Here is a 25,055-nt window from a genome sequence, read left to right on the forward strand (position 1 = left end):
CAATACAATCGCTCATAAACCGTCAGTCGATCAATCAATCGAAACTTTATGACTGTCTAAAAGGGCAGAACATCCAGATTACTGTATAACCATACCGCTGGCTTGTTACCAAGGCAAAAAACATCATGCACATGCACGAAGAAAAAGAGACAGGACGGATAGAAGGGTTTAGTGATCACGTCTTCGCTATAGCCATGACGCTGCTTGTAATCGAAATCAAGATACCAAGCCATGAACTGGTTGCAGCAAAGGGGTTGACGCAAGCCTTAGCCGCGCTTTGGCCTAGCTATTTGGCGTTCTTGACCAGCTTCTTCACAATCCTTGTCATCTGGGTACACCACCACTGGATCTTCGGGTTGATCAGAAGAATTGACCATCCCTTCCTTTACTGTAATGGTCTATTACTGCTCTTTGTTGCGTTCGTACCCTTCCCAACGGCGCTAATAGCGGAGTATTCGCTCCATCCCGACGCAAGGGTGGCCGCAAACTTGTATACAGGAACATTTCTGGCCATTTCGCTCACCTTCGACATGCTATGGCGATATGCCTCGAAAAGACTACTGTCAACAAATTCAACCCGCGTAAAAAACGACGAGGCCGCGCAAATTACTAAGCAGTATCGGTTTGGCCCCCTTCTCTATTTCGCAATATTCGGGTTATCGTTCGTGTCTGAAACATTGAGTCTTGCTCTGTGTTTGTTGCTGGCATTGCTTTTCGCACTTGGGGGCTGGCCAATCAGAAGGCAGTAAGCGATACCGCCTTTGAAAGGAGAATGTTCTCCGAAGGCCTGAAAAATTGGTGAAAAATGGCTTCACACTCGATGCTTTAAAAATGTAGGGGCTGTTGCCGTTTCACATCGGTAGCCAGATGAAAGCACAGGCCAAGGCGATGACGCTTTCAAAATTGCGCTTCAATTTGTCATATCGTGTGGCGACGGCTCTGAAATGCTTTAGCCGCGCAAACAGATTTTCAACGAGGTGGCGATATTTGTAGAGACACCAATCCATTTCATCACTCCCGATGGTTGAATTCTGTTTTCTTGGAATGACCGGCACAGCCTGTTCGGGACGCTGAAATATACCCCATCTTATCCGTCGCAACCGTTCGCCAATCTGGACGCCGCGAGAGGATGGGTCAACGATTTTGTCCGCTGGTATAACCACGAGCATCGCCATAGCGGTATTCGCTTCGTGACACCCGCTCAGCGTCACTTGGGCTTGGACAAGGCGATTCTGGCCGCGCGCAAGGGCGTCTATGAAGCCGCCAAGCAACAACGGCCGGAACGATGGAGTGGTGAAACCAGAAACTGCTCGCCTATCGGTGAGGTATGGCTGAACCCGGAAAATACACCCGTGGCAAATGAAGCCATTAGAAAGGAAACTGCATGAAAAATACGACAACTATCTTGAAAAACATCGCGGTGATGACGTTAATCATGATGATGTTTTATAGATAGGTTAAGGTTTTGCCAGCCAGTAATCATTGCCTGATGACCATGCTCATTCGGTTGATGATTGAACCGTTATCTGGCCGCTCACTAGCATAGCCAGTCGCGTAGCGCCACTAATTTTTCATTCTCCTGCTCTAAAATATCTTGCCTTGCAAAAATAGCGGATACTGCCGCTGTATATTTTTCAGATACACTTTTCGGCGGGAGTACGATCTTTACTGTTTTAAGAACGCTGGCCGATACTTCCTTGAAAGTTGAACCGGAAGCATACTGGGTAATTGCCTTCAAGCTACGGTTTACTGTGTAAAAGATAAAGGCTGAGGAATATCCTTTACTGACAAGCATCGAAACGCAGGACAGAAAACCCGCAGTGATGCGGGTTCCATAGACAATTTTTAACAAATTATCACTTGGCAGGAATTAGAACGGAATATCGTCGTCGAAATCATCATAATTAGACGGAGACGGCGGCATCGAGCCCGAAGACGTCGGCGCATCCGACCGTTGCGCTGGAGCCGACGGCCGGCTCGAAGAGGCATAACCCGATTGCGCTTGATCGCCGCCAAAGCTGGCGGTGCCGCCGCTGCGACTGTCTAACATATGCATTTCTTCCGCGACGATTTCGGTCGTGTAACGGTCCTGGCCGTCCTGTCCTTGCCACTTCTGGGTCCGGATGCGTCCCTCGACATAGACCTGGCTGCCTTTTTTCAAATATTCGCCCGCAATTTCGGCGAGACGGCTGAAAAACACCACGCGGTGCCATTCGGTCTCTTCCTTGCGTTCATTCGTCTGTTTATCCCTCCATCTTCTGCTGGTGGCCAGGCGAATCGTCGTGACCTGACCGCCGCTCGGCAGGAAGCGAACTTCAGGATCGACCCCCAACCTTCCTATCAACATAACTTTATTCAGCATCTTTTACTCCCAATGAATTTTTCCCAATGCGGCTGACGGCGCAACGGGTTACCGCGAATTTTGATAAAATAACAGTATATCAAATCAAGGACGCTTGCCCTTCATAATCATCACCGACTCTTTTATCTTCCGATTAGATGCCTGACAGCCTTAGCTTTCCGCGCGACTACGCGCACGACTCTTTAAAAGTTCCTCCCAATTCGATCCAGGCCGAACAAGCGGTGCTGGGCGCCCTGATGCTCGACAATCAGACCTGGGACTCGGTCGCGGACAAGGTCACCGCCGACGATTTTTACCGCAAGGACCACCGGCTGATTTTCCGAACGATCGAGAATCTGGCCGACAAACAGATTCCTTTCGACGTGGTCACGATATCGGAAGCACTGGAAGCCATCGGCGAACTCGACAATGCCGGCGGCCTGGCTTATTTGGGCATGCTCGCGAAGGACACGCCGAGCGCCGCGAACATCGTCAGCTATGCGAACATCGTACGCGACCGCTCGGTGTTACGGCAGTTGATTCATGTCGGCACCGACATTTCGGACTCCGCCTTTAATACCGAAGGCCGCGATACCGCCGAACTGCTCGAAAACGCCGAACGCGAAGTGTTCAGGATCGCCGAACAGCGACAAAAGGGACAAAGCGGCTTCCAGCCGATCAAATCGCTGCTCGCCAAGGCGGTCGACCGGATCGAGGTGATGTTCGCGCAGGAAGGCACGGTCACCGGCGCGAGCACCGGCTTTACCGAACTCGACCGCCTGACCTCCGGCCTGCAACCGGCCGATTTGATCATCGTCGCGGGTAGGCCGTCGATGGGCAAATGTTTCGGCCAAGGCACCCGCATTCTGATGTACTCCGGCGAACTGAAAGCGGTAGAAGAGATACAAGTCGGCGATTTGTTAATGGGGGATGATTCCACGCCCAGACGCGTGCTGTCCCTGGCGCGCGGACAGGAAGCCATGTATTGGGTGCGGCAGAATAAAGGCATCGATTACCGCGTCAATGCCTCGCACATCTTGTCGCTGAAACGCAGCCGCAATGAAAACAAGCACAAGATTGGAGACGTACTCAATCTGCCTTTGACCGACTACCTGGCCGCATCGGCCAAGTTTCGCTCCAATTACAAAGGCTACAAGGTCGCGGTCGAATTTGCCGAACACCCCTTGCCGGTCTGTCCGTATTTTCTCGGTTTATGGCTGGGCGATGGCGTCAGCGCCGCGGTCGATATTGCCACCACCGACGCCGAAGTCGTCGATTATTTAAGAGGCTACGCCGCCAGCTTGAACTTGCAGTTGACCGAAAAACCGGCGAAAGACCCGCACGGCAAGGATAAATGCCCGCTTTATAGCATCAGTTCCGGACAACGCGGCAACCATCAAAATACTTTTTCATTGCAAAAAGTCCTACGCGAACTGAACTTGCTCAACAACAAACATATTCCGGAGTTATTTCTAACAAACTCCCGCGCCAACCGGTTAAAACTCCTGGCCGGCTTGATCGATAGCGATGGCCATTATGCGGCGAAGTACAAAGTGTACGAAATCACCCAAAAAAATCCGGATCTGGCGAAACAAATCAAATTCCTCTGCGACAGCTTGGGCTTTAGAACTTCGCTGATCGAAAAACAAGCCGGCATTAAATCAATCGGTTATTCCGCAACCGTTTACCGGGTAAGGTTTTCGGGCAACATCGATGAAATTCCGGTCAATATAGCGCGTAAAAAAGCGGCGCCCTGGACATCGCACCGGACCTGGCAACACACCGGCATACAAATCGAATACGATAAAGTCGACGACTACTACGGCTTCGTCTGCGACGGCAACCGCCTGTTTTTGCTGGAAGACATGACTGTCGTCCACAATACCACCATCGCGATGAACATGGCCGAGAATGTCGCGATCAAAAGCCGAAAGCCGGTCGCGGTGTTCAGTATGGAAATGCCGGGCGATGCCTTGGCGATGCGGATGATGTCGTCCTTGGGCCGCATCGACCAGCATAAGGTCAGGACCGGCAAGCTCGAAGACGACGACTGGCCGCGGCTGACTTCCGCGATGAGCCTGTTGGCCGAGACCAAGATGTTCATCGACGACACCCCCGCCTTGACGCCGACCGAAGTGCGTTCGCGGGCGCGGCGACTGGTGCGCGAGCACGGCGAGCTGGGCCTGATCGTGCTCGACTACCTGCAGCTGATGCAGTCGCCGAGCAGCGGCGAGAACCGCGTGCAGCAGATCTCGGACATTTCGCGCGGCCTGAAGGCGCTGGCGAAGGAGCTGAATGTACCGGTGATCGCATTGTCGCAGTTGAACCGTAACCTCGAACAGCGGCCGAACAAGCGGCCGGTGATGTCGGACCTGCGCGAATCGGGCGCGATCGAGCAGGACGCCGACTTGATCATGTTCGTGTACCGCGATGAAGTCTATAACGAGGACAGCCCGGACAAGGGCATTGCCGAACTGATCATCGGCAAGCAGCGTAACGGCCCGTTGGGCACCGTGCGCCTGACCTTCCTCGGCCAGTACACCCGTTTCGAGAATTACGCAGGCAGCCAGTATGACCAGGACTTTTATGAATAGCCTCACGAAGCTTCCGGCGGGGAGAACAAAACGATGACGCCCGCCGCCTATGCCGTGCTGAATACCGAGGCGGTCGCACATAACGTGGCCGTCGCCAGACGCCATGCGCCCACAGCGAAACTCATGGCGGTGATCAAGGCCAACGGCTACGGCCACGGCCTTTTGCGCATCGCCGACGCGCTGGCCGGCGTCGATGCGTTCGCGGTCGCGCGGGGCGACGAAGGGATCAGGCTGCGCAACGCCGGCTTTACCCAGCCGATCACGGTGCTGGAAGGCTTCCGCAACGGCGAGGATCTGGATGCATTTTTGCAGCAGCGCCTCGACACGGTCGTGCATTCCTTTCAGCAGCTCGAAATCCTCGAAACCCGCGTGGAAACCGAACAACTCGGCGTCTGGCTCAAGATCGACACCGGCATGAACCGGCTCGGTTTTCGCCCGGCCGATGTCGCCGGCGTCTATCAACGCCTGCGGCAATGCCGAATCATAGCAGGCCCGATCCGCTTCATGACACATCTGGCCAATGCGGACGACAAGGCGGACCCGAAAACGCCAGAGCAGATCGCCTTGTTCAACGCCACGCTCGAAGGCTATGCAGGCGAGCGCAGCATCGCGAACTCGGCGGGCGTACTGGGCTGGCAGGAAGCCTTGGCCGACTGGGTGCGGCCCGGCGTGATGCTCTACGGCATCTCGCCGTTTCCGGAACTGACCCGCAGGGAGCTCGGCTTGCAGCCGGTGATGGGCCTGTATTCGCAGTTGATCGCGGTCAAGCCTGTGCGCCAAGGCGAGACGGTCGGCTACAGCGGCACCTGGCGCTGTCCCGAAGCGACGCTCCTTGGAGTAGTCGCGGTCGGTTATGGCGACGGCTACCCGCGCTATGCGAAGACCGGCACGCCGGTCTTGGTGAATGGCCGCCGCGTGCCGCTGATCGGCCGCGTGTCGATGGACATGATCACGGTCGATCTGGCCTCGCAGCCGGACGCGAAACCCGGCGATCCGGTCGCGTTATGGAACGAGGCGTTGCCGGTAGAGGAAATCGCGCACTGCGCGGACACGATCCCTTATACGCTGGTGTGCGGCATCACCCAGCGCGTGCAAATCATCGAGCGAGAAAACTAATGTCCGATAGACACCCCGAATTTCCCTTGGCCGAAGACCTGGTTTATTTGAATCATGCCGCGGTCGCGCCCTGGCCGGAAAGAACGCGCCAGGCGGTGGCCGAGTTCGCCGAGCAAAATTGCACCTACGGCGCGGCGTTTTATCCGGACTGGCTCAAAAAGGAAGCGCTGCTGCGCGAACAATTCAAGGCATTGATCAAGGCGCCGAGCGCCGACGACATCGCGCTGGTCAAGAATACCTCGGAGGCGCTGTCTTTCGTCGCCTATGGCTTGGAATGGAATGCCGGCGACAACATCGTGACCAGCAACGAGGAATTTCCGTCCAACCGCCTGCCCTGGCAGTCGCTCGCGACACAGGGCGTCGAACTGCGCCAGGCCGACCTTTATGCCGCCGCCTCGCCCGAAGACGCCTTGTTCGAGCTGGTCGACCGCAACACACGCCTGCTGACGATCAGCTCGATACAGTTCGCGACCGGCCTCAGGCTCGACATCGAACGGATCGGCGAATTCTGCAAGCGGCGCGGCATCCTGTTCTGCGTCGATGCGATTCAAAGCATCGGCGCGGTGCGTTTCGACGTTGAGGCCTGCCAGGCCGATTTCGTGATGGCCGACGGCCATAAATGGATGTTCGGCCCGGAAGGGCTCGGCGTTTTCTATACGACGCCGGAAGCGCGGAACCGGCTCAAGCTGACCCAGTTCGGCTGGCACATGATGAAGGATACGCACAACTACGAGAACAAACCCTGGGAAATGCATCCGGGCGCCCGCCGCTTCGAATGCGGCAGCCCGAACATGATCGGCATTCATGCCTTATCGGCCAGCCTGTCGCTGCTGCTCGAAACCGGCATCGAGACTATCGAAGCCGCGCTGTTCGAACGGATCGACTATCTTCGGGAGCGCATCGAACAGCATCCCGAACTGGAACTGCTAGGCCCTGCCCCGTCGCATCCGAAATCCGGCATTGTGGTTTTCCGGCACAAAAAAATTCCGAACCCGGCGCTTTATCCGTATCTGATGCAGCAAAAGGTGATCTGCGCGCTGCGCGGCGCCGGCATCCGTTTTTCGCCGCATTTTTATAACGGCCTGGAAGAGATCGACCGGGCGCTCGCGATCATCGATCATTATCCGGCCTGAGCCGCCTTTTCCGCGCCCTGCAAGCCATGCATCCGGTTCGGCGTTCGTTGCAGCGACGCCTTATATTCTTTCAAAGCTTGCTTCGGCTTCCGCATGTTCAGCAGCAAATCCCCCAACAATTCGCGGGCCGGGATGATTGCGCCCGGCGTGACATTGTCCTTTTCGGTGGCATCCTCCAAATCCGCCGAGGCGCGCATCAGCCGTTCCGCTTCCTGATCCTGCTTGTCCGCATGCGCCAGCCAGGCCGCGACCGCCAGACGCTGAATCTCGATCTGATCCGCCGCATAGGTGTTGTTTGCGACTTTGGCCGCATCCCGCAGCGCCTCCAAGCGCCGTAGGCTTGCCCGCGCCGTTGCCGGATCGCCGCTCCGGGCCGCGCCCAGGCCTTTCGCAAAATGCGTGACTGCCTCGCACCAACCGAATTTTTCCCATGGAAAGGCCAGCGGACGAATGCCCAATCGGGCCGCTTCGGACCATGCCCGGCGCTCGACCGCATAACGCGCCGGAATCGCGGCCAACGCATAAGCGGAAGTCGTATTGTCGGGATGTGTTTTGTTGATCGCCGCCGTTTCCCGCCAAATCGTTTCCGCCTTGTCGAACTGGCCCGATTGCAGATAGGCATAGAGCATATAATCCATGTAATGCAGTTGCTGATCCCAGACTTTGCCCGGAAAATTGCTTCGCGCATAGTCTCTCGCGGCACGGTAGGCGGCCAGATTCGAATCGGCCGCATCCTGCCAAAGCCCCAGGCGGATGAAGATATGCGAAGGCATGTGCAGTGCATGCGGAACCACCGGCGCAATGCGCGCATAGGAGCGCGCGGCGGCCAGCCCCAAGGATGCGAGTTCAGGATTGTCGCTCGCGTGGATGAGGTAATGCGCGACGCCGGGATGATTCGGAACCGCATCCAGCACCTTTTGCAACAGCGCCAGCGCATTTTTCTGCTTCGCGTAGGTCTTGTCCTGCGGCGCTGCGGTCGAAATCAAGGCCAACGCGTAAAAAACGGCCGCTTCGAGATCGTCCGGAAACCGGGCCAGCACCTTCGCCATCGCCTGTTCGTAAGCGAGCTTTCTTTTGCCATAGGCCGGTTCTTCGCTCCGGTATAAGGCATCCAGCGCCGCCAGGTAAAGCTGTTCGCGCTCGGTCTTGACGCTCAGCGCTTTCGCTTTCTGCAAGGCATCGCGCCCCTCATGCAATTCGTCTTCGGTCGGCGGCGTCGCCCACAACTGACGGTACAGACTCATCGCGGCGCCCCAGTAAGCCATCGCGCAGTCGGGATCGGATTCGGCAATCCGGCGAAATGTCTTGTTCGCCTCTTCATACCAGAACGAATGCAGCATCGCGACGGCCCGGTTAAACTCGCCTTGCGCCGCCGGCGAACAGGATATCGGAAAGTCGATGGCGCCGAGCTTTTCCTGCCCGGTGCTATCAGGATGATGCTCGCCGTCGGCCGCTCCCTGGGCCGAGACCAGCAATGCAAGCAAGAAAATCAAGGATTTCATGATTGACCTCCGAATTTTTCGTGATGATGATTCCGCGATGCGTGTTGTCCACCTGAATCGCCGATCGCGCACTCGCCGGCCAGCGAATCCAGAATCGGGCACTCGGGATGCTCGCCGCCATGACAATGGGACACCAAGTGCGACAACGCGGTTGCAATCGACTGCAGTTCAGCGATCTTCTGCTCCAGTTCCGCCAGATGCTCGATCGCCAACTGTTTGACCTCGCGCGCCGGACGTTCACGGTCGCTCCACAGCGACAACAGCTTCCTGATTTGCGTGGTGCTGAAACCGGCCGCGCGCGCCCTTCGTATGAAGCGCAGCAGATGAATATCGCTTTCCTGATAATGCCGGTACCCCGAATATGACCGGCTCGCTTTCGGAATGAGCCCGACGGCTTCATAATGCCGGATCATTTTCGCGGATACGCCGGATGCCTCGGCGGCTTGACCGATGTTCATATCGGCCTCCAAAGGTAGTGATGTGATGACTGCTCTTTCATGGCTGACTCCTCTTTGAATTAATGGGGAGTCATCATGCTAAACCTTCCCATCATTGGAAAGTCAAGCGTGGATTTTTTGAACCGCTTTATCTTCTGCGGACGGCGGAATCGCTATTCCTGCCTTGCACGGATGGCAGAGCCTCGCCCATGCTCACGTTGATGACCTGAACCTCGTCAGAGGACAAACTGCAGCGGTCTCTCATCCAGTCTTCAAAGTCGCCGAAACATTCTTGTACAGAGGGAAAGGTCGAGCCGGTTTTAATGATCACGAAGGCTTTCATAACGTTATCTGTGGTAAGTTTCAATCTACTTTGTCCATAGTTTAACGGTTTGCGCCATATAATAAGCCCTACCGAATCAATCAAGAACTCGAATGAAAGCGCTCAGATCCTGGCATGACTTTCCAAAGATAGGCATTCTGTGCTTCCTGCTGGCATTACCCATCGGTACTGCCGTTGCGGACGAGCTCCCACCGATGGCTACTGCAAACCAGGCGTCTTCCGGTGCGATGCAGACGACGGTCGATCTCGAAGTATTCGTGCGTACGGGCTGCCGCCATTGCGAGAAGGCCGAAGCCTTCCTGTCCGCCTTGTCGGCCGAGCGCCCGGAGGTGCGGATTTCGATACGCGATGTCGGCCAGGACGCCCTCGCGCTAGAGCGTTTGCGGCAGTTGTCGAACGCCGAAGGCCTCCAGCAATTGAATGTGCCTGCCTTTTATATCAATGGACAGTTGATCGTCGGCTTTTCGGAAGAAGCTGACACTGGGAAGCAAATCCGGGCCGCGCTGGCTCAGGCACTACAGAGCCAGCCCGCCATCGCGTCTACACCCGGCAGTTGCTCCGTCGATCAAAGCCTGACCTGCGAAGGAGAAACCGCCACGCCTTCGGAGCCGGAAAGTTTCAAAGTCTCGCTGTTCGGCCATACCCTGTCGCTCGATCGGGTCGGCCTGCCGCTGTTTACGCTGGCGATGGGCCTGCTCGACGGCTTGAATCCGTGCTCGATGTGGGTATTGGTCCTGATGATCTCGCTGTTGGCGCCGATGCAAAATCGCTGGCGCATGCTCGCTGTCGCGGGAACCTTTGTCGCGGTCGAAGGGCTCGCCTACCTCGCTTTCATGGCGGCCTGGCTGAACCTGTTCCTGCTCGTCGGGCTATCGCGCAGCTCGGAGGTGATCATCGCGGCCGTGGCGATCCTCGCCGGCACCATCCATATCAAGGATTTCCTGGCCTACGGACGCGGCATTTCGCTGTCGATACCGCAAAGATCAAAACCCGGCATCTATGCGCAAATCCGCCATATCCTGCAAGCCGAAAATCTGCTTGGCGCGATGCTCGGCGCCGTGGTTCTGGCCGTCCTGGTACAGATCGTCGAGTTTCTCTGCACCTCGGGGTTTCCGGCGCTTTATACCCGTATCCTGACCTTGCAGCACTTTGACGTCTTCAGTTACTACGGCTATCTGTTGCTGTACAACGCGGCCTATATGTTTGACGATGCGGTCGTGCTCGGCATCGGTATCTTGACGCTCAGCCAACGGCGGCTTCAGGAAAACGAAGGCCGCTGGCTCAAACTGATCAGCGGCGCGGTGATGGTTGGCCTGGGCGTCTATTTATTGGCGATACGTCAGGGTTGACCCATCATCAGCGCCCCGAAAAAGCCTGCCTTTCTGCAATCGCATTTCAGTCTTTACCCACCGCGCATACAGCGCATGATCCTGATCAGGATTGCCATCAACCTTGCCTCAGCAGGCACAGAACTGCCCTGCGGTTCTCATCTCATTATTTGATATACATACCCAATAATATCGTTTCAATTTATAGGGCATCCCGATTAACCTTAGCTCAAGGTTATCAACTAAGCCCCGCCAGAAACAACTCCTAAAAATATCCACTCAATCATCAGGAAAAAAGATGCCGCATTGGTTTGAAGACAACGCCAAGTCTATTGGCCACACGCCTCTGGTAAAGCTCAATCGAATCAGCGTTTATGCTAACGCGACCATTCTCGCCAAGATCGAAGGGCGCAATCCCGCCTATTCCGTTAAGTGCCGCATCGGCGCCGCGATGGTCGAGGATGCCGAAAAACGCGGGCTTTTGGGGCCCGGCAAGGAACTGATCGAACCGACCAGCGGCAACACCGGCATTGCACTGGCGTTTGTCGCGGCCGCCAAAGGCATCCCGTTGACCTTGACGATGCCGGAAAGCATGAGCCTGGAGCGCAGAAAATTATTGATCACCTACGGCGCGAAGCTGGTGCTGACCGAGGCGGCGCGCGGCATGAGCGGCGCGATCGCCAAAGCCGAAGAAATCGCCGCGTCCGATCCGGATCGCTACGTCTTGCTGCAACAATTTAAAAACCCCGCGAATCCTGCGATTCATGAACAAACCACCGGGCCTGAAATTTGGCATGACACGGACGGCAAAATCGACATCTTTGTTGCGGGCGTCGGCACCGGCGGCACCATTACCGGCGTTTCACGTTATATCAAGCAGACCCAGGGCAAGCCGATACTTTCTGTCGCGGTCGAGCCCGCCGCCAGCCCGGTACTCACGCAACGGCTTGCCGGCGAGGAGCTGAAACCGGCGCCGCACAAAATACAGGGCATTGGGGCGGGCTTCGTGCCCGACGTACTGGATTTATCGCTGATTGACGAAATCGGACAAGTGACCAATGAAGAGGCGATTGATTATGCCAGGCGCTTGGCAAGAGAAGAAGGCATTCTCTCCGGAATATCGAGCGGTGCTGCCGTGGCCGTGGCGGTTCGTCAAGCCAAGCTGCCCCAGAATCAGGGCAAAACGATCGTGGTGGTGTTGCCGGATTCCGGAGAGCGTTATTTGAGTTCGGTATTGTTCGAAGGACTGTTCGATCAAAACGGACTGCCGACACCGCAGTAACACCGGATCAGGATAAGAAACTCTTAGCGAGAAACCAGATGACACAGCATTTCCCTCCTTTCAAAATCAAAACCTACAACACGCTATCGCCCAGCGGCCTGGAAAAGTTTCCGTCCGACCGTTATCTCATTGGACCGGGCATCGAACACCCCGATGCGATCCTGCTACGCTCCCATGATCTGCATCAGGAAGCCATTCCCGAGACGATCAAAGCGGTGGGGCGGGCCGGCACCGGCGTGAACAATATTCCTGTCGCCGAATACTCCAAGCGCGGCATTCCTGTCTTCAACGCGCCGGGCGCCAATGCGAACGCGGTGACCGAGCTGGTCATCGCGGGGCTGTTGCTGGCGGCGCGCAATATTCCCGATGCCTGGTATTTCACCAAACATCTCGAAGGCGACGGCGAAGAACTGGAAACCTTGGTCGAACAAGGCAAAAAACGCTTCTCCGGCTTTGAACTGTCCGGCAAGACCCTGGGCGTCGTGGGACTCGGCGCCATCGGCGTCAAGGTCAGCAATGCCGCGGCCGCGCTCGGCCTGAAAGTGATCGGCTTCGACCCGCAGTTGACGGTTGAAAGCGCCTGGCAGCTATCGTCGGATGCGATTGCCGCCGGCAGCCTGGATGAACTGTTGGCGCGCGCCGATTTCGTGACCCTACACGTGCCGCTGAACGATCATACCCGTCATTTGATTAACGCGGCGCGTCTCGCCAAGATAAAGCCTACAGCGACTTTATTGAATTTCTCGCGCGCCGCCATCGTCGATGAAAGCGCCGTTTTAGCCGCGCTGGAATCCAGCACGCTTCATGCCTATGTTTCGGATTTTCCGTCGCGGGCGTTGCTGAATCACCCGCGCACGATCGTATTGCCGCATCTTGGCGCTTCCACTGTCGAGGCCGAGGACAACTGCGCATCCATGGTTTCGGAGCAAGTACGCGATTTCCTGGAGAACGGCAACATTCGCCGTTCGGTGAATTTTCCGGACGTTCATTTGCCCCGCACCGAAGGCTTGCGACTGGCGATCGCCAACGAAAACGTGCCCGGCATGGTCAGCCAAATTACCGGCATTCTGGCCGAGCACAAGATCAATATCGTTGACTTCTTGAACAAGTCCCGCGGCGATTACGCCTATTCGCTGATCGACATCAACGACCACATTCCGCCTCCCCTGCTTGCCCGAATCAGTTCGATCCAAGGGGTGCTCTCGGTGCGGGTCGTTTGACATGACAAGTCGCCGAGCCGCCCTCCTGGCTCGACGCTATCGACGACTGACTCTCTTCACTCAATAAGGACATATCATGAAAACTTTAGCCTCCCCAAAAACTTACTCCCGGATCGCCTTGGCTGTCGCAGCCACTTTATCGGCAACGCAGGCTTTTGCCGACGCGGTGACCGACTGGAATGAATACACGATTCTGGCGACCAAAGGCGCGACGTCTCTCTCAACCGGAGACAAGAAAATCGCGCTTAACTCGAATGTCGCCACCCGTCTTCATGCGATCGAGGCAAGGGCGGTCTTCGACGCGGTCAATGCGGTCGATCATTTTAGCCGCAAGAGCTATTACGCTCAGGAAAGCGCTGCTCCCGGCGGTTTGACTGCGCGTTCAGCGTCGGCTGCGGCGGCGCAGGCGGCGTATGACGTACTGATCGGCGCCTTGCCAAACAATGAGTCCTGGGCCGCAACCCGCCAGTGGTTGCAGGATCGGTTAGAAAGCGATCTGACGGGGGTTAACGCCAGCGATCCCGGTATCGCGGCAGGACACCAGGCCGCAGCCGCCGCATTGGCCGCCAGGCAGGGTGACAACGCGGCGATCAGGACAACCTATACCCCATCGACCAATCTCTTTGTGAACGAAAGCGGCGCCGTCGCGCCGAATGCCACGGGCAATCCGGGTGTCGGATTATGGCGGCCGAGTAACGGATCGGCCGGCGACATCGATCCTAGCACTGGCTCTCCGACCGGATTTGTGGGTGGAATAATACAGCCGGCGGCGGCCATCGACTTCAATTGGAAAAACGTCGCACCGTTTAGCTTGAGCCTCCTGAGAAAACAACAACTGGTTGCCGAGGTCCCGCCTTCGCTGAAAGTCGGCAGTGCCGAATACGCTCAGGAGGTGGATTTCGTAAAGACCCACGGCCAGGATTCGGCGCATCCGGGGAACCGCAGCGACGATCAACTGCTCCAGGCCTTGTATTACAAATCGGATGCGGAAGTTTTCGTCAACGAAGCGGCGCGGATCGCGTCGGCAGCGCGTAACCTGACGCTGGATCAGAACGCCAAGCTGTTCGCCGCGCTGGATAATGCTCTGGCCGATGCCCGCATTGCCGCCTGGCAGTCGAAATACGATCTGGTTTTCTGGCGTCCGATCACCGCGATCAACGCCGATGCGTCCGGCGCGGTGGCCAATTATGATTGGAAGCCGTTGGCGACGACGCCGTCCCATCCATCCAGCACCAGCGGCCATAGCGCCACCGTCGCGGCGGGTACGGAGATACTGCGGGCATTTTTCCGTTCCGATAACATCAATCCGGGAAATACGCCGGTGACTTTGACCACACTGCCTTGGCTGATTGGCACCAATAATGGGACCGGTCAGCTGCAAACGCCCATTGGCGGCCAGGACGGCACCACGCGCGATGTTTCGACATTCTCCGAGCTTCAGTTGGAAAACGGCCAGAGCCGGATTTACCTGGGGGTGCATTTCGGCATCGACAATTATCAGGGACAAAGCCTGGGTTTGGCTGTCGCCGATGCGATTATCCACGAGCATAAAGACCCGGCGACGAAGGGCTTGGCCATCTACAAGGGGAAGCCTACCGTCGCTTCGGCGCGTAATTTATATTCACTTTTGGTGAAAGACTCGGCTAACTCGGGATTCTTTGGCCGTGATGATTACGAGGGAAAGCCTGTTCATTGATGTTGCCTCTAAAAAATGGCGTCTCCCTGTTAGGCAACAGGGGCTAACGGGGAGACCTTTCGATCTATTTGCCTTCTTGCCGCCCCTCCCCGCTTCGCTCCCATGCCATTGCAAAATATAGTTTGACATCGCGGAATAATAAGCACATACTGACCCCAGCTTGAAAAGAAGATTTACCCTCTGTTTACCATTTCGACGTTTCTCTCGTAGTTTCTCGTCCTGTTTTTCATTTAGTAAGTTCCAATTTTACCAGCTAGACCACGCCTTCTTAAGGCTCAAAATCAATATATATTTATACAGGACTTACTATGTCTACACTTACTACCGGCACCGTCAAATGGTTTAACTCTGAAAAAGGCTTCGGTTTCATTGAACAAAGTTCAGGCCCCGATGTTTTCGTTCACTTCAGAAGCATCGTCAATGCAGGCGGCTACAAAAGCCTGGATGAAGGCCAAAAAGTCGAATTTTCTGTTACCCGCGGCCCTAAAGGCCCGCAAGCGGAAAACGTAAAAGTCGTCAACTAATTGACTTGACAGTCTGCGACCGCAAATGCGGTCGCAGACTGTTTTTCAAACCTAAAATCCCGCGATAAATTAAAACTGGGGCGTTCTGAATAGCCTTTGTCAACTCATCATGAGAGCTAATGTCTTTACCCATCAAGCCCGCCTACCCCCCGATAGCGTCGTTAGGTCATAGCCCTCTACAGCGGATTGTCCATCGGCGAATCCAGTTTTCGAGCCAACTCCGCGAAAATTCGATCGCAGACTCGCCTTATTGCAGTCTTTGCAGCGACAATTCCCGACACAATCCCCGATGCCTCAATTCCTCGCGCATCTCTTCAAGCCGCCGGGTACCGGCGCAGTTCTCGCTCGACCGGAAGCTGAGGATCATCAGCAACCGCGTAGGCGAGCATCTGGACACCAAAAAATTCAGCAAATCCAGGGTGAACTCATCGCTCCAGTGCGAATTGTCCAGGATCAGGATTAAAGGCTGATCATTCCCCAGCTTTTCAAAGAAATCGGCGCGTTCCCGCAACATGCGACCGGTACTGAGCTGCGAAACTTTCGGCTGCAGTGCGGCGATTTCCTCTGGCTCAAGCATATTCAACATTTGATACAGCCAAGTCGGTGCAACCCGATGCAGGGATTCGATCAGCCGCTTACCTGAGGGCTCCTGACACCGACGCTCCAGGGCTTCCAACAAGGGCAGAAAGGGTTCTGCGGCTCCGCCTAATTGCACGCAACGGGCGCGCAGCATAGTCAGATCGGAATGACTGATTTTGGCCAGAAACCGCTCAAGTAAAGCCGTTTTACCTATCCCCCTATCGCCATTCAAAAAAATCAGGCGCCTGTTGCCATCGGCGGCTTGTTCAAACGCTTCGAGCAACTGTTCCAATGCGGCATCATATTGCCATGCGGTATCGGAATATTCGGTTTTTGACTGGTAGGGCAACCCCTTCGTTTGAACCGTGCTGACCTTGTCCTCAGAGGCATAGGCCACCGCGACGTCAGGGAGAAAACGATAGCCGCGTTTGCAAACGGTCAAGATATAGCGCGGCGTTTTGCTGTCGTCGAGCAAGGCCTTGCGCAAGGCGTTAACGGCCTGCCGCAAGGACGCATCCTCGACAACAGAACCGCGCCACACCCCATCGAAAAGCTCCTCCCTGGCGATCAGGCGGCCCGGATGCCGCAAAAAATACAGCAATAAACGGTAAACCTTAGGCTGTAAACGGATGCTCTCGCCTTCATGGCACAGGATCTGGGTTTTTGTTTCCAGGCGAAACGGGCCGAATGCGTAAATCACGTTCTGTTCCATATGAAAAACCCTCAAAATTATTATTTGTCTTATGGAGGGAGTGCTAACAAACCCGTCACGGTTTGATCACATCTTTACCAGCCGCGCCAGTATACTAAGAAAAGAATTAAGCCAACCTTGTTCGTGGACTCAGGCTTAGGTTTTTTTGGCGCGAAAAATCGAGCCGCACAGATTGATGTAATCGGAGGGCAATCAATCCTTCTGAGCTTCTTTTTTCTCTCTTTTTCAAACAGGAATCGAAAGTTCACAGGCTCTCGGTACGCTACCGTACAGATTTTTCTTTGATCTAGCGGCTACCATAAGCCCAAGGCAATATCGACAGTTTCCTGACTCCAGAGTTTTATGAGCCATCCTGGGTTTCACTCCTACGGGATCAGGAGCTGGCAACCGCTGCGCCTTCGACGAGCTACTTTCCTGTTTGCGAATTGGGAGTCCACCATGCCCTTCATGACGATGCCGCACTTCACGACGCTTGGCTTTTCTCTGCTGTTAGCCTTTTGCCTAGTGCGCACGACTCTGGCACAGGAGCGCGACTTCACTCCCATCGACGTCCCCGGCGCAAGCGCCACGCTAGCGAATGGCATCACCCCCAAAGGCGACATCGTGGGTTCTTATTCGGACGAAGGCAGTCCACCCACGGTTCATGGCTTTCTGCTCAGCCAAGGCAAACTCGCTTCGATCGATGTTCCGGATGCGATATCCACCTTTGCGACCGGCATCAATCCCAAAGGGGACATCGTCGGTCATTACCTGGATTTTAACAAACGCTTCCATGGCTTTCTGCTGAGCAAAGGCGAGTTCACTTCCATCGACGTCCCAGGCTCGACTTACACATTTGCCAATGGGATCAATCCCAGGAGCGATATCGTAGGCCAGTACCAGGACGCATCCCCGCCTTTTAAGACGCACGGTTTTCTGCTGCGCAAAGGCGAGTTTACCACCCTCGATTACCTCGGGGCGACCTCCACGTTGGCGAATGGGATCAATGCCAAAGGCGAAATCGTAGGCCAATACCAGGACAGCGGCCCCGCTTCCAATACGCACGGATTTCTGCTGAATAAGGGCTTGTTCAGCACCATCGACGTCCCCGAAGCCCCGTTAACCGCCGCTCGCGGAATCAACCCGCGCGGTGAAATCGTGGGCAATGCTACGGACACCAATGGCAACCTGCCCGGTTTTCTGCAGAGCAAAGGCAATTTTACTGCCATCCGGGTATCCGGCTCCGCGCTGCAAGGGGACGTGGGAACGGTAGCGACAGGAATCAATCCGCGCGGTGACATCGTGGGTTACTACGAAGACAGCGCTGGCAATGTGCACGGTTTTCTAACGAGCAAAAAACTGATCGAGCCCTGAACCAGCAAGCGCCTGCGTCGCAGCCATGCGAAAGCAGGGAAAAATCGAAGACATAATTCATTCGAATCCGTTAGCCGTCATTGCGGCAACTCACAGCCCCAAAATCGGCTTGAATAATAAAAACCTATGAATACAGGTGGAGGGAATATGAAGTGAACAAATTAAAACTAGATCAGAAATAGGCAAAGTGACATACCAATTTACATGAGGATTTAGCCATGAAAAAAAAGACAATCTTATCTGTGCTAAGTGTGGTCGCGGCGACTGCCATAGCGCAGCCGGCATTTTCCGAAGCAATTTGGACATCGCTCGTGGACGGCAGCGAGGTAAACTTCAACATTTACGCTAGCAAAGAACTTGTTTACCTAAACGGCGGACCAGGCAAGGGCGCCGGTACTAACGCTAAGGGCTTAGACGACGGGATCTACGTTTTTATGGTCACGGATCCTTCAGGAAAGACCCTGTTGTCAACGGATCCTGCTGGATGCCGTCAGGTTAAAGTAGTCGGCGGTGTTTTCGCGGGTGTTGTGGCGACTGGCGGGTGCGTGCAGCACGCTACAGGAAGCACCCCCGGAGGTAGCGTCCCCGTCCAGCTCTTTCCTTATGACGATACCCCCAATAATGGCGGCGAATACAAGGCCTGGTTGACCCCCATAGATAACTACGGTTGCGCAGACCTATCTATTGTCGATTGCGACCAAAACACACATGGGTTTGTCCCGAGTGATTCCAAGACCGACAATTTCAAAGTCGGGCCTAGAGCGCCTCATGAAATCGACACGAGGTTCTATGACGAAAATGGCGCCATCATGGATGGGCTAAGGATCACCTGGACTGACACACTCGGCGCCAGAAATAAAAAATATTCGTACTGGGCGCCTGAAGTACAGGTAAACCATGAGGCACACGTTGAAGCTCCAGAGCTTGGTATTCACCAAATCGAAATTGTGGATCAGCTGGGATGCTCGGTTCAAGAGGTTTATGTGGCCGGTGTAAAGACCAGGCAAAACGGACCCCAGACAATATCGGTTCGTGTCACCCAACCATTTATAAAGAAACAAAATACAACTTTCGTAGACGTACACTGCACTAGATAGAAAATAAAACTTGCTGGCTTTGGGGTTTATCTCCTTCCTTTTTCCCAAGGAAGGAGCATTTCCTTACCCCGACTCGAAGAACATCTCTTCCATTAATGAACAACCAGCCAAATTCACTGAACTTAAAAACAAGGCAATGGACGAATCTCAGGAAGCGATCAGCGATATTCGTGCGGCAATTGATGAATTGGAACCCAAACTCGAACGAGCCGAAGCGAAAGCCATGGAAATGGCCGACACCACGGATGACAAATGGGATGACGCAAAAGAATCCCTGAAGGCGGGTTGGGACGAGGTTTCGGCGAAATCTGAAAAGGCTAGGACAGTTTTTCCGGCAGCAACGGACCTATTGGCTGCGCAAAGGCATGGAAAGTGGCGATATTGCTTCTTGTGACATATTTTCGGCGGCGGCAAAGAAATAATCTAAAAATTTACCCGCTTTATTGCGGCGAAGTTAAACAATCTGGCAATCAGGTACAGTTATGACCAATTACGATCGCAAATCAACGCCCCCACACCGCACGGCTCTGTTATCCGGAAGTCAGTTATGGTTGCAACGCCTGATCCGAGTATGGATTGCCGCAGCAATATTTCAATTTCTTCTCCTGGGCTTAAATTCTGCGGGAATAGCAAAAGCCGATACATTGAACGGTCACACTGTCGTCTTGGACAGTGACAATCAGATTATACCGTGGACGCCTAAACCGGCGGACGGATATGGAAAGGTGATCGCCAATGCCTGGGATTACTTCCTTAACCGGATCCCCAATGACCCTGCTACAGGGGAGCCCGCCTACTTCAGCCAAAGTTATCTGTCACCAGATACCCAACAGGTGGCGAACTGGCCGCACAATCCGGCCGGACTATACGCCATGCTGATAGAATCGGCGTTGAAATACTATGCGTATTCTGGCGACATGACAGTCGTGCAAAAGGTCGAGGAATTGGCTACTCATCACCTGGATAATGGCATGACTCCATCCACCTGGCTGTGGGACGATGTCCCTTACGCCAGCGGCGATGCCGGCTCTCTGCTCTATCAGGGAGCATCCTACGGTGATGACTCAGGGAGCGGTGACGGCCGCTATTACCTAGAACCGGACAAAATTGGTGAGTTGGGGTATGGCTGGCTACTGCTGTATAAATTCAGCGGCAATCCCCGGTATCTGGATGCCGCCATTCACTCGGCCGACGTCCTAGCCACCAAGGTACGAACCGGTAATTCCAGTCAGTCGCCATGGCCGTTTCGCGTCCATGCCCAAACCGGACAAATCAGGGAGGATTACTGCGCTCATGTGGTCAGCCCGATTGAACTTTTCGACGAACTGATTCGACTGAAATTGGGGAATACGGCCGATTATCAGAATGCTCGCCAGAGCGTGTGGACCTGGATGATGACCTATCCGATGCAAAATAACGTCTGGGCCAACTATTTCGAAGACGTCCCGATTCAAACAGATCTCGGCAACATCAACCAACTGAATCCGATGATGCTGGCCCGTTATCTCATGGAACATCCAGAAAACGACCCGAACTGGGAAACGCATGTCCGAGGGCTGATTGCATGGGTCGAGGAAAACTTCGCAGCCCCTCAATATGGTGCCAACGCGATAAAAGAGCAGAATGCATTCCCGCATGTGATGGGCAGTCATACCTCCCGATACGCCTCCATCAACGCCATGCTTTATGCGCGAACTGGCGATGTGGCTGCCAAGGAGAAAGCCTACCGAGCCTTCAACTGGGCTACCTATATGGCAAGGTCTAACGGCATCGTCATTGATGGCCCAACCGTGAACAACCAGTGGTTCACGGATGGGTACGGCGACTATATCCGCCACTTTATGACAGGTCTGCATGCTATTCCCGAATGGGCGCCAGCAGGCGAAACACATATCACCGGTTCGTCGTCGGTCGTGAAATCGGTTTCCTACAGTCCTGCAGGGGTTGGCTATGTCACCGCGGACGCCGCATCGACCGAAGTATTACGGGTTGCCTTTATGCCATCCAGCGTGCTAGTTGACGGCCAACTGCTCAGCCAACGCACGGACTTGGCGCAGCCAGGCTGGACTTTCGATCCAGCAACTGGCGTGATGCGCGTACGGCACGACAACGGAACTTCCGTGAAAATTAATGCAGCTAATAGTGATGGTCTCTCCGGGGGAGGAGATACCTACGAGGATGGGGCAAGCGAGAGCAGTGTCTGGACCTTAACGTCGGTGCCGCAAGATTCGATTCATGCGGATGCATCTTCTGTTGAACTGGGGGTAAAGTTCAAGTCGGACGTGAATGGTTTCGTCACCGGCATCCGGTTTTACAAGGGTGGCAATGCTAACAATGGCACCCACATTGGGAATTTATGGACCAGTGACGGAAACCTTATTGCGACCGCGATTTTCAGTAGTGAAACTGCCTCGGGTTGGCAGCAGGCGCGCTTCTCAACGCCTGTAGCAATCTCCGCTAACACTGTCTACGTGGCGTCCTATTATGCTCCCAATGGACATTATGCAGCGGATACCGGGTATTTTGCTGAGAACGGAACCGATAATGCGCCCCTTCATATGCTTCGGGATGGTGAAAATGGAGGTAACGGTGTATATAGTTATGGTCCAAGCGCGTTTCCGACTAAGACTTGGCGTTCGAGCAACTACTGGGTCGACGTGACTTTTTCGAAAAGCCTCGCCTTACCCTCGGGTTCTAATGCGCCGGCAACGTCGACAGGCATCAACATCGACCAAGTGGTTTCGAAGGACGGCCAAGGTACCGTCGTCACCCCTTTGTTTAGCACCTCGGAACCCAATGCGTTGTTGCTGGCGTTTGTCGCTTCAGACGGGCCAGCAGTCACCGGTGGACAAACAGCGACGGTCAGTGGAGCTGGCCTTAACTGGACGCTGGTTCGACGGACGAATACCGAGGCCGGCACATCGGAGGTTTGGAGTGCGTACGCCAACACGGGACTTTCCAATGTATCTGTACAATCCGTTCAATCAAACGAGGAGTACGACCAGTCACTAACGGTTGTATCCCTATCCGGCGCAGGCGGAGTCGGCGCAAGCGTTGGAGCATCCTCTCCTTCAGGAGCACCCAGTGTCTATTTGACCACCACTAAGACCAATGCCTGGGTGTTCGGAGTTGGCAACGATTGGGACAACGCCATCGACCGCACCTTAGGCACTGCCCAGACTATGATGCACCAGTGGGTAGATACAGGTGCGGACGACACGTTCTGGGTACAACGATCGCTTACTAGGATTGCAGAGGCGAATACGACAGTTACCATCAACGCTCCTGCGCCAACCGCTGATCGATGGAATCTCACTGCCGTGGAAGTCGTGCCGAGATGATGTCGGCGCGTTCAACATCCCATATATTGGGTTTTGTAGGCTGATACTGATATAAGGAAGCCCAACAATTAAGCACATCAAATTTTGGGCTTCGCACCTCATCGCCAACCTGTAAATATTCATCCACAGGATCGTGCGCAACATAACATATCGCCTTAACAAGTTATCGCAACGAAATTAAACAGTTAGACAATAAGGAGCGGTTATGAACAATTCCGATTACACGTCAGCGAACCCACACCGCACGGATCTGTTATCCAGAAGTCAGTTATGGTTGCGACGCCTGAGCCGAGCATGGAGTGCCGCCGTAATACTTGGGATACTTCAATTTCTCCTCCCCGGGTTAAATTCTGCGGGAATAGCAAAAGCCGATACATTGAACGGTCACACTGTCGTCTTGGACAGTGACAATCAGATTATACCGTGGACGCCTAAACCGGCGGACGGATATGGAAAGGTGATCGCCAATGCCTGGGATTACTTCCTTAACCGTGTCCCCAATGATCCTGCTACAGGGGAGCCCGCCTACTTCAGCCAAAGTTATCTGTCACCAGATACCCAACAGGTGGCGAACTGGCCGCACAATCCGGCCGGACTATACGCCATGCTGATAGAATCGGCGTTGAAATACTATGCGTATTCCGGTGATATTGCAGTCATGCAGAAGGTTGAGGAATTGGCCTCTCATCACCTGGATAATGGCATGACTCCATCCGCATGGGTTTGGGGCGGTGTACCCTACGCCAGCGGCGATGCCGGCTCTCTGCTCTATCAGGGAGCATCCTACGGTGATGACTCAGGGAGCGGTGACGGCCGCTATTACCTCGAACCGGACAAAATTGGTGAGTTGGGGTATGGCTGGCTACTGCTGTATAAATTCAGCGGCAATCCCCGGTATCTGGATGCCGCCATTCACTCGGCCGACGTCCTAGCCACCAAGGTACGAACCGGTAATTCCAGTCAGTCGCCATGGCCGTTTCGCGTCCATGCCCAAACCGGACAAATCAGGGAGGATTACTGCGCTCATGTGGTCAGCCCGATTGAACTTTTCGACGAACTGATTCGACTGAAATTGGGGAATACGGCCGATTATCAGAATGCTCGCCAGAGCGTGTGGACCTGGATGATGACCTATCCGATGCAAAATAACGTCTGGGCCAACTATTTCGAAGACGTCCCGATTCAAACAGATCTCGGCAACATCAACCAACTGAATCCGATGATGCTGGCCCGTTATCTCATGGAACATCCAGAAAACGACCCGAACTGGGAAACGCATGTCCGAGGGCTGATTGCATGGGTCGAGGAAAACTTCGCAGCCCCTCAATATGGTGCCAACGCGATAAAAGAGCAGAATGCATTCCCGCATGTGATGGGCAGTCATACCTCCCGATACGCCTCCATCAACGCCATGCTTTATGCGCGAACTGGCGATGTGGCTGCCAAGGAGAAAGCCTACCGAGCCTTCAACTGGGCTACCTATATGGCAAGGTCTAACGGCATCGTCATTGATGGCCCAACCGTGAACAACCAGTGGTTCACGGATGGGTACGGCGACTATATCCGCCACTTTATGACAGGTCTGCATGCTATTCCCGAATGGGCGCCAGCAGGCGAAACACATATCACCGGTTCGTCGTCGGTCGTGAAATCGGTTTCCTACAGTCCTGCAGGGGTTGGCTATGTCACCGCGGACGCCGCATCGACCGAAGTATTACGGGTTGCCTTTATGCCATCCAGCGTGCTAGTTGACGGCCAACTGCTCAGCCAACGCACGGACTTGGCGCAGCCAGGCTGGACTTTCGATCCAGCAACTGGCGTGATGCGCGTACGGCACGACAACGGAACTTCCGTGAAAATTAATGCAGCTAATAGTGATGGCAGCACTGGAACTGGAAGTACCAACGAGAATAACGCTCTTTTTGCCACTAGGTGGAGCACCTACAGCAAGACAAAAATGACGGTCAGACGGCTCGGTTCCAGGTCAGGCGCGAACGATTCGACGATGATATTCAATGACGATGGAACCTTTACGCTTACCGAAGTGGAATCGCCACAAACCTATGTTTATACCGGTCATTGGAAGCTCATCAAAGGAAAGAAGCTATTTTTAGATTTGGATGCTGCGGGCCAGTCAGAATTTATGCGCATGTGGACGAACCGGCTTGAAGAAATAGCAACTGAAAAAGGCATATCTATTGACGGCATCAACTTCTCGGAAATACGCTTTACCCTATCCCAACCCAAAATACCCAAGAACAAGCTCGTGCCCGGAAAAGCTACCATCAAGGCCAAAGGCTGGATCAGTGCCTCAGCGAATGGCCAAGATATCATGCGAAGGTTCACATACAAAAATAGGGTGACCTTTTTGAACCAACTTTAAGGCGGCACTACTCCCCATTGAATCTAAAAAAGTGAGTTGAGAGCGCTTCAAGTCACGGTATCAAAAAATGGGCT

Annotated in this window: 19 protein-coding genes and 2 pseudogenes; 15 read left to right on the forward strand and 6 right to left on the reverse strand. The window is 54.6% G+C overall.

Features of this window, described 5'->3' with window-relative positions:
• The first annotated feature begins 125 nt into the window (after positions 1 to 125).
• Positions 126 to 749: a TMEM175 family protein gene (locus tag ACEPPP_RS02355; RefSeq protein WP_374089460.1), complete on the forward strand. Its 624-nt coding sequence runs from the start codon at positions 126 to 128 to the stop codon at positions 747 to 749.
• 102 nt (positions 750 to 851) lie between these two features.
• Here the strand turns inward: ACEPPP_RS02355 and ACEPPP_RS02360 are convergent.
• Positions 852 to 1,055: pseudogene (locus ACEPPP_RS02360) on the reverse strand (transposase); the annotation flags it as partial.
• On the opposite strand from ACEPPP_RS02360, the pseudogene ACEPPP_RS02365 reads away from it, so the two are divergent.
• Positions 1,056 to 1,388, forward strand: a pseudogene (locus ACEPPP_RS02365) (integrase core domain-containing protein); the annotation flags it as partial.
• A gap of 149 nt (positions 1,389 to 1,537) precedes the next feature.
• Here ACEPPP_RS02365 and ACEPPP_RS02370 read toward each other — a convergent pair.
• Complete coding sequence (locus ACEPPP_RS02370; RefSeq protein ID WP_374089461.1) at positions 1,538 to 1,852, reverse strand: restriction endonuclease subunit S; 315 nt, start codon at positions 1,850 to 1,852, stop codon at positions 1,538 to 1,540.
• Between the two features lie 18 nt (positions 1,853 to 1,870).
• Positions 1,871 to 2,362: a single-stranded DNA-binding protein gene (gene ssb, locus ACEPPP_RS02375; RefSeq protein ID WP_374089462.1), complete on the reverse strand. Its 492-nt coding sequence runs from the start codon at positions 2,360 to 2,362 to the stop codon at positions 1,871 to 1,873.
• A 236-nt stretch (positions 2,363 to 2,598) separates the two neighbouring features.
• Here ssb and dnaB point away from each other — a divergent pair, with 236 nt between their 5' ends.
• Genes dnaB through ACEPPP_RS02390 form a run of 3 tightly spaced genes read left to right on the forward strand, consistent with a single transcriptional unit; the run spans position 2,599 to position 7,184 of the window.
• Positions 2,599 to 4,935: a replicative DNA helicase gene (dnaB, locus tag ACEPPP_RS02380; protein ID WP_374090867.1), complete on the forward strand. Its 2,337-nt coding sequence runs from the start codon at positions 2,599 to 2,601 to the stop codon at positions 4,933 to 4,935.
• A 33-nt stretch (positions 4,936 to 4,968) separates the two neighbouring features.
• The gene (alr, locus tag ACEPPP_RS02385; RefSeq protein ID WP_374089463.1) at positions 4,969 to 6,051 is read left to right on the forward strand and encodes an alanine racemase; all 1,083 of its coding nucleotides are present in this window, start codon (positions 4,969 to 4,971) and stop codon (positions 6,049 to 6,051) included.
• Positions 6,051 to 7,184: an aminotransferase class V-fold PLP-dependent enzyme gene (locus tag ACEPPP_RS02390; protein WP_374089464.1), complete on the forward strand. Its 1,134-nt coding sequence runs from the start codon at positions 6,051 to 6,053 to the stop codon at positions 7,182 to 7,184. Before alr ends, ACEPPP_RS02390 begins: the two co-directional genes overlap by 1 nt.
• Here ACEPPP_RS02390 and ACEPPP_RS02395 read toward each other — a convergent pair.
• Together ACEPPP_RS02395 and cueR are read right to left on the reverse strand one after the other, a co-directional pair.
• Complete coding sequence (locus ACEPPP_RS02395; RefSeq protein WP_374089465.1) at positions 7,172 to 8,686, reverse strand: hypothetical protein; 1,515 nt, start codon at positions 8,684 to 8,686, stop codon at positions 7,172 to 7,174. The genes ACEPPP_RS02390 and ACEPPP_RS02395 overlap by 13 nt on opposite strands.
• Positions 8,683 to 9,144, reverse strand: a complete 462-nt coding sequence (gene cueR / locus ACEPPP_RS02400; RefSeq protein WP_374089466.1) for a Cu(I)-responsive transcriptional regulator — start codon at positions 9,142 to 9,144, stop codon at positions 8,683 to 8,685. Before cueR ends, ACEPPP_RS02395 begins: the two co-directional genes overlap by 4 nt.
• A 516-nt stretch (positions 9,145 to 9,660) precedes the next feature.
• Between cueR and ACEPPP_RS02405 the strand changes: the two genes are divergently transcribed.
• The 5 genes from ACEPPP_RS02405 (at position 9,661) to ACEPPP_RS02425 (ending at position 15,516) form a co-directional block, all read left to right on the forward strand.
• Complete coding sequence (locus ACEPPP_RS02405) at positions 9,661 to 10,815, forward strand: glutaredoxin family protein (RefSeq protein WP_374089467.1); 1,155 nt, start codon at positions 9,661 to 9,663, stop codon at positions 10,813 to 10,815.
• A 277-nt stretch (positions 10,816 to 11,092) separates the two neighbouring features.
• Positions 11,093 to 12,076, forward strand: a complete 984-nt coding sequence (gene cysK / locus ACEPPP_RS02410; protein ID WP_374089468.1) for a cysteine synthase A — start codon at positions 11,093 to 11,095, stop codon at positions 12,074 to 12,076.
• Positions 12,077 to 12,114: 38 nt separating this feature from the next.
• Entirely contained in the window at positions 12,115 to 13,296 is a 1,182-nt protein-coding gene (locus ACEPPP_RS02415) for a phosphoglycerate dehydrogenase (protein ID WP_374089469.1), read from the forward strand.
• Between the two features lie 76 nt (positions 13,297 to 13,372).
• Entirely contained in the window at positions 13,373 to 14,992 is a 1,620-nt protein-coding gene (locus ACEPPP_RS02420) for a vanadium-dependent haloperoxidase (protein WP_374089470.1), read from the forward strand.
• 308 nt (positions 14,993 to 15,300) lie between these two features.
• Positions 15,301 to 15,516, forward strand: a complete 216-nt coding sequence (locus tag ACEPPP_RS02425) for a cold-shock protein (protein WP_374089471.1) — start codon at positions 15,301 to 15,303, stop codon at positions 15,514 to 15,516.
• 247 nt (positions 15,517 to 15,763) lie between these two features.
• On the opposite strand, the gene ACEPPP_RS02430 is transcribed toward ACEPPP_RS02425, so the two are convergent.
• On the reverse strand, positions 15,764 to 16,807 hold the full coding sequence (locus ACEPPP_RS02430) for an AAA family ATPase (RefSeq protein WP_374089472.1): 1,044 nt from the start codon (positions 16,805 to 16,807) through the stop codon (positions 15,764 to 15,766).
• Between the two features lie 438 nt (positions 16,808 to 17,245).
• On the opposite strand from ACEPPP_RS02430, the gene ACEPPP_RS02435 reads away from it, so the two are divergent.
• The 5 genes from ACEPPP_RS02435 (at position 17,246) to ACEPPP_RS02455 (ending at position 24,981) form a co-directional block, all read left to right on the forward strand.
• Entirely contained in the window at positions 17,246 to 18,160 is a 915-nt protein-coding gene (locus ACEPPP_RS02435) for a hypothetical protein (protein ID WP_374089473.1), read from the forward strand.
• A 218-nt stretch (positions 18,161 to 18,378) separates the two neighbouring features.
• Positions 18,379 to 19,257 carry a hypothetical protein gene (locus ACEPPP_RS02440; protein WP_374089474.1) on the forward strand — a complete coding sequence of 293 codons (879 nt, stop codon included), beginning with the start codon at positions 18,379 to 18,381 and terminating at the stop codon, positions 19,255 to 19,257.
• A gap of 10 nt (positions 19,258 to 19,267) precedes the next feature.
• A complete protein-coding gene (locus ACEPPP_RS02445; RefSeq protein WP_374089475.1) occupies positions 19,268 to 19,651 on the forward strand; it encodes a hypothetical protein in 384 nt (127 codons plus the stop codon).
• Between the two features lie 88 nt (positions 19,652 to 19,739).
• A complete protein-coding gene (locus ACEPPP_RS02450; RefSeq protein ID WP_374089476.1) occupies positions 19,740 to 22,598 on the forward strand; it encodes a DUF4082 domain-containing protein in 2,859 nt (952 codons plus the stop codon).
• A 205-nt stretch (positions 22,599 to 22,803) separates the two neighbouring features.
• Entirely contained in the window at positions 22,804 to 24,981 is a 2,178-nt protein-coding gene (locus ACEPPP_RS02455) for a hypothetical protein (RefSeq protein ID WP_374089477.1), read from the forward strand.
• Positions 24,982 to 25,055: the final 74 nt, after the last annotated feature.

Source organism: Methylomicrobium lacus, from assembly GCF_041897535.1.
GTDB classification, from domain to species: domain Bacteria; phylum Pseudomonadota; class Gammaproteobacteria; order Methylococcales; family Methylomonadaceae; genus Methylomicrobium; species Methylomicrobium lacus_A.

Bases quoted from the DNA above. Each gene is read 5' to 3' on its own strand.
- ACEPPP_RS02355 (WP_374089460.1), top strand. From the start codon at position 126: ATGCACATGCACGAAGAAAAAGAGACAGGACGGATAGAAGGGTTTAGT.
- ssb (WP_374089462.1), bottom strand. From the start codon at position 2,362: ATGCTGAATAAAGTTATGTTGATAGGAAGGTTGGGGGTCGATCCTGAA.
- dnaB (WP_374090867.1), top strand. From the start codon at position 2,599: ATGCTCGACAATCAGACCTGGGACTCGGTCGCGGACAAGGTCACCGCC.
- alr (WP_374089463.1), top strand. From the start codon at position 4,969: ATGACGCCCGCCGCCTATGCCGTGCTGAATACCGAGGCGGTCGCACAT.
- ACEPPP_RS02390 (WP_374089464.1), top strand. From the start codon at position 6,051: ATGTCCGATAGACACCCCGAATTTCCCTTGGCCGAAGACCTGGTTTAT.
- ACEPPP_RS02395 (WP_374089465.1), bottom strand. From the start codon at position 8,686: ATGAAATCCTTGATTTTCTTGCTTGCATTGCTGGTCTCGGCCCAGGGA.
- cueR (WP_374089466.1), bottom strand. From the start codon at position 9,144: ATGAACATCGGTCAAGCCGCCGAGGCATCCGGCGTATCCGCGAAAATG.
- ACEPPP_RS02405 (WP_374089467.1), top strand. From the start codon at position 9,661: ATGGCTACTGCAAACCAGGCGTCTTCCGGTGCGATGCAGACGACGGTC.
- cysK (WP_374089468.1), top strand. From the start codon at position 11,093: ATGCCGCATTGGTTTGAAGACAACGCCAAGTCTATTGGCCACACGCCT.
- ACEPPP_RS02415 (WP_374089469.1), top strand. From the start codon at position 12,115: ATGACACAGCATTTCCCTCCTTTCAAAATCAAAACCTACAACACGCTA.
- ACEPPP_RS02420 (WP_374089470.1), top strand. From the start codon at position 13,373: ATGAAAACTTTAGCCTCCCCAAAAACTTACTCCCGGATCGCCTTGGCT.
- ACEPPP_RS02425 (WP_374089471.1), top strand. From the start codon at position 15,301: ATGTCTACACTTACTACCGGCACCGTCAAATGGTTTAACTCTGAAAAA.
- ACEPPP_RS02430 (WP_374089472.1), bottom strand. From the start codon at position 16,807: ATGGAACAGAACGTGATTTACGCATTCGGCCCGTTTCGCCTGGAAACA.
- ACEPPP_RS02435 (WP_374089473.1), top strand. From the start codon at position 17,246: ATGCCCTTCATGACGATGCCGCACTTCACGACGCTTGGCTTTTCTCTG.
- ACEPPP_RS02440 (WP_374089474.1), top strand. From the start codon at position 18,379: ATGAAAAAAAAGACAATCTTATCTGTGCTAAGTGTGGTCGCGGCGACT.
- ACEPPP_RS02450 (WP_374089476.1), top strand. From the start codon at position 19,740: ATGACCAATTACGATCGCAAATCAACGCCCCCACACCGCACGGCTCTG.
- ACEPPP_RS02455 (WP_374089477.1), top strand. From the start codon at position 22,804: ATGAACAATTCCGATTACACGTCAGCGAACCCACACCGCACGGATCTG.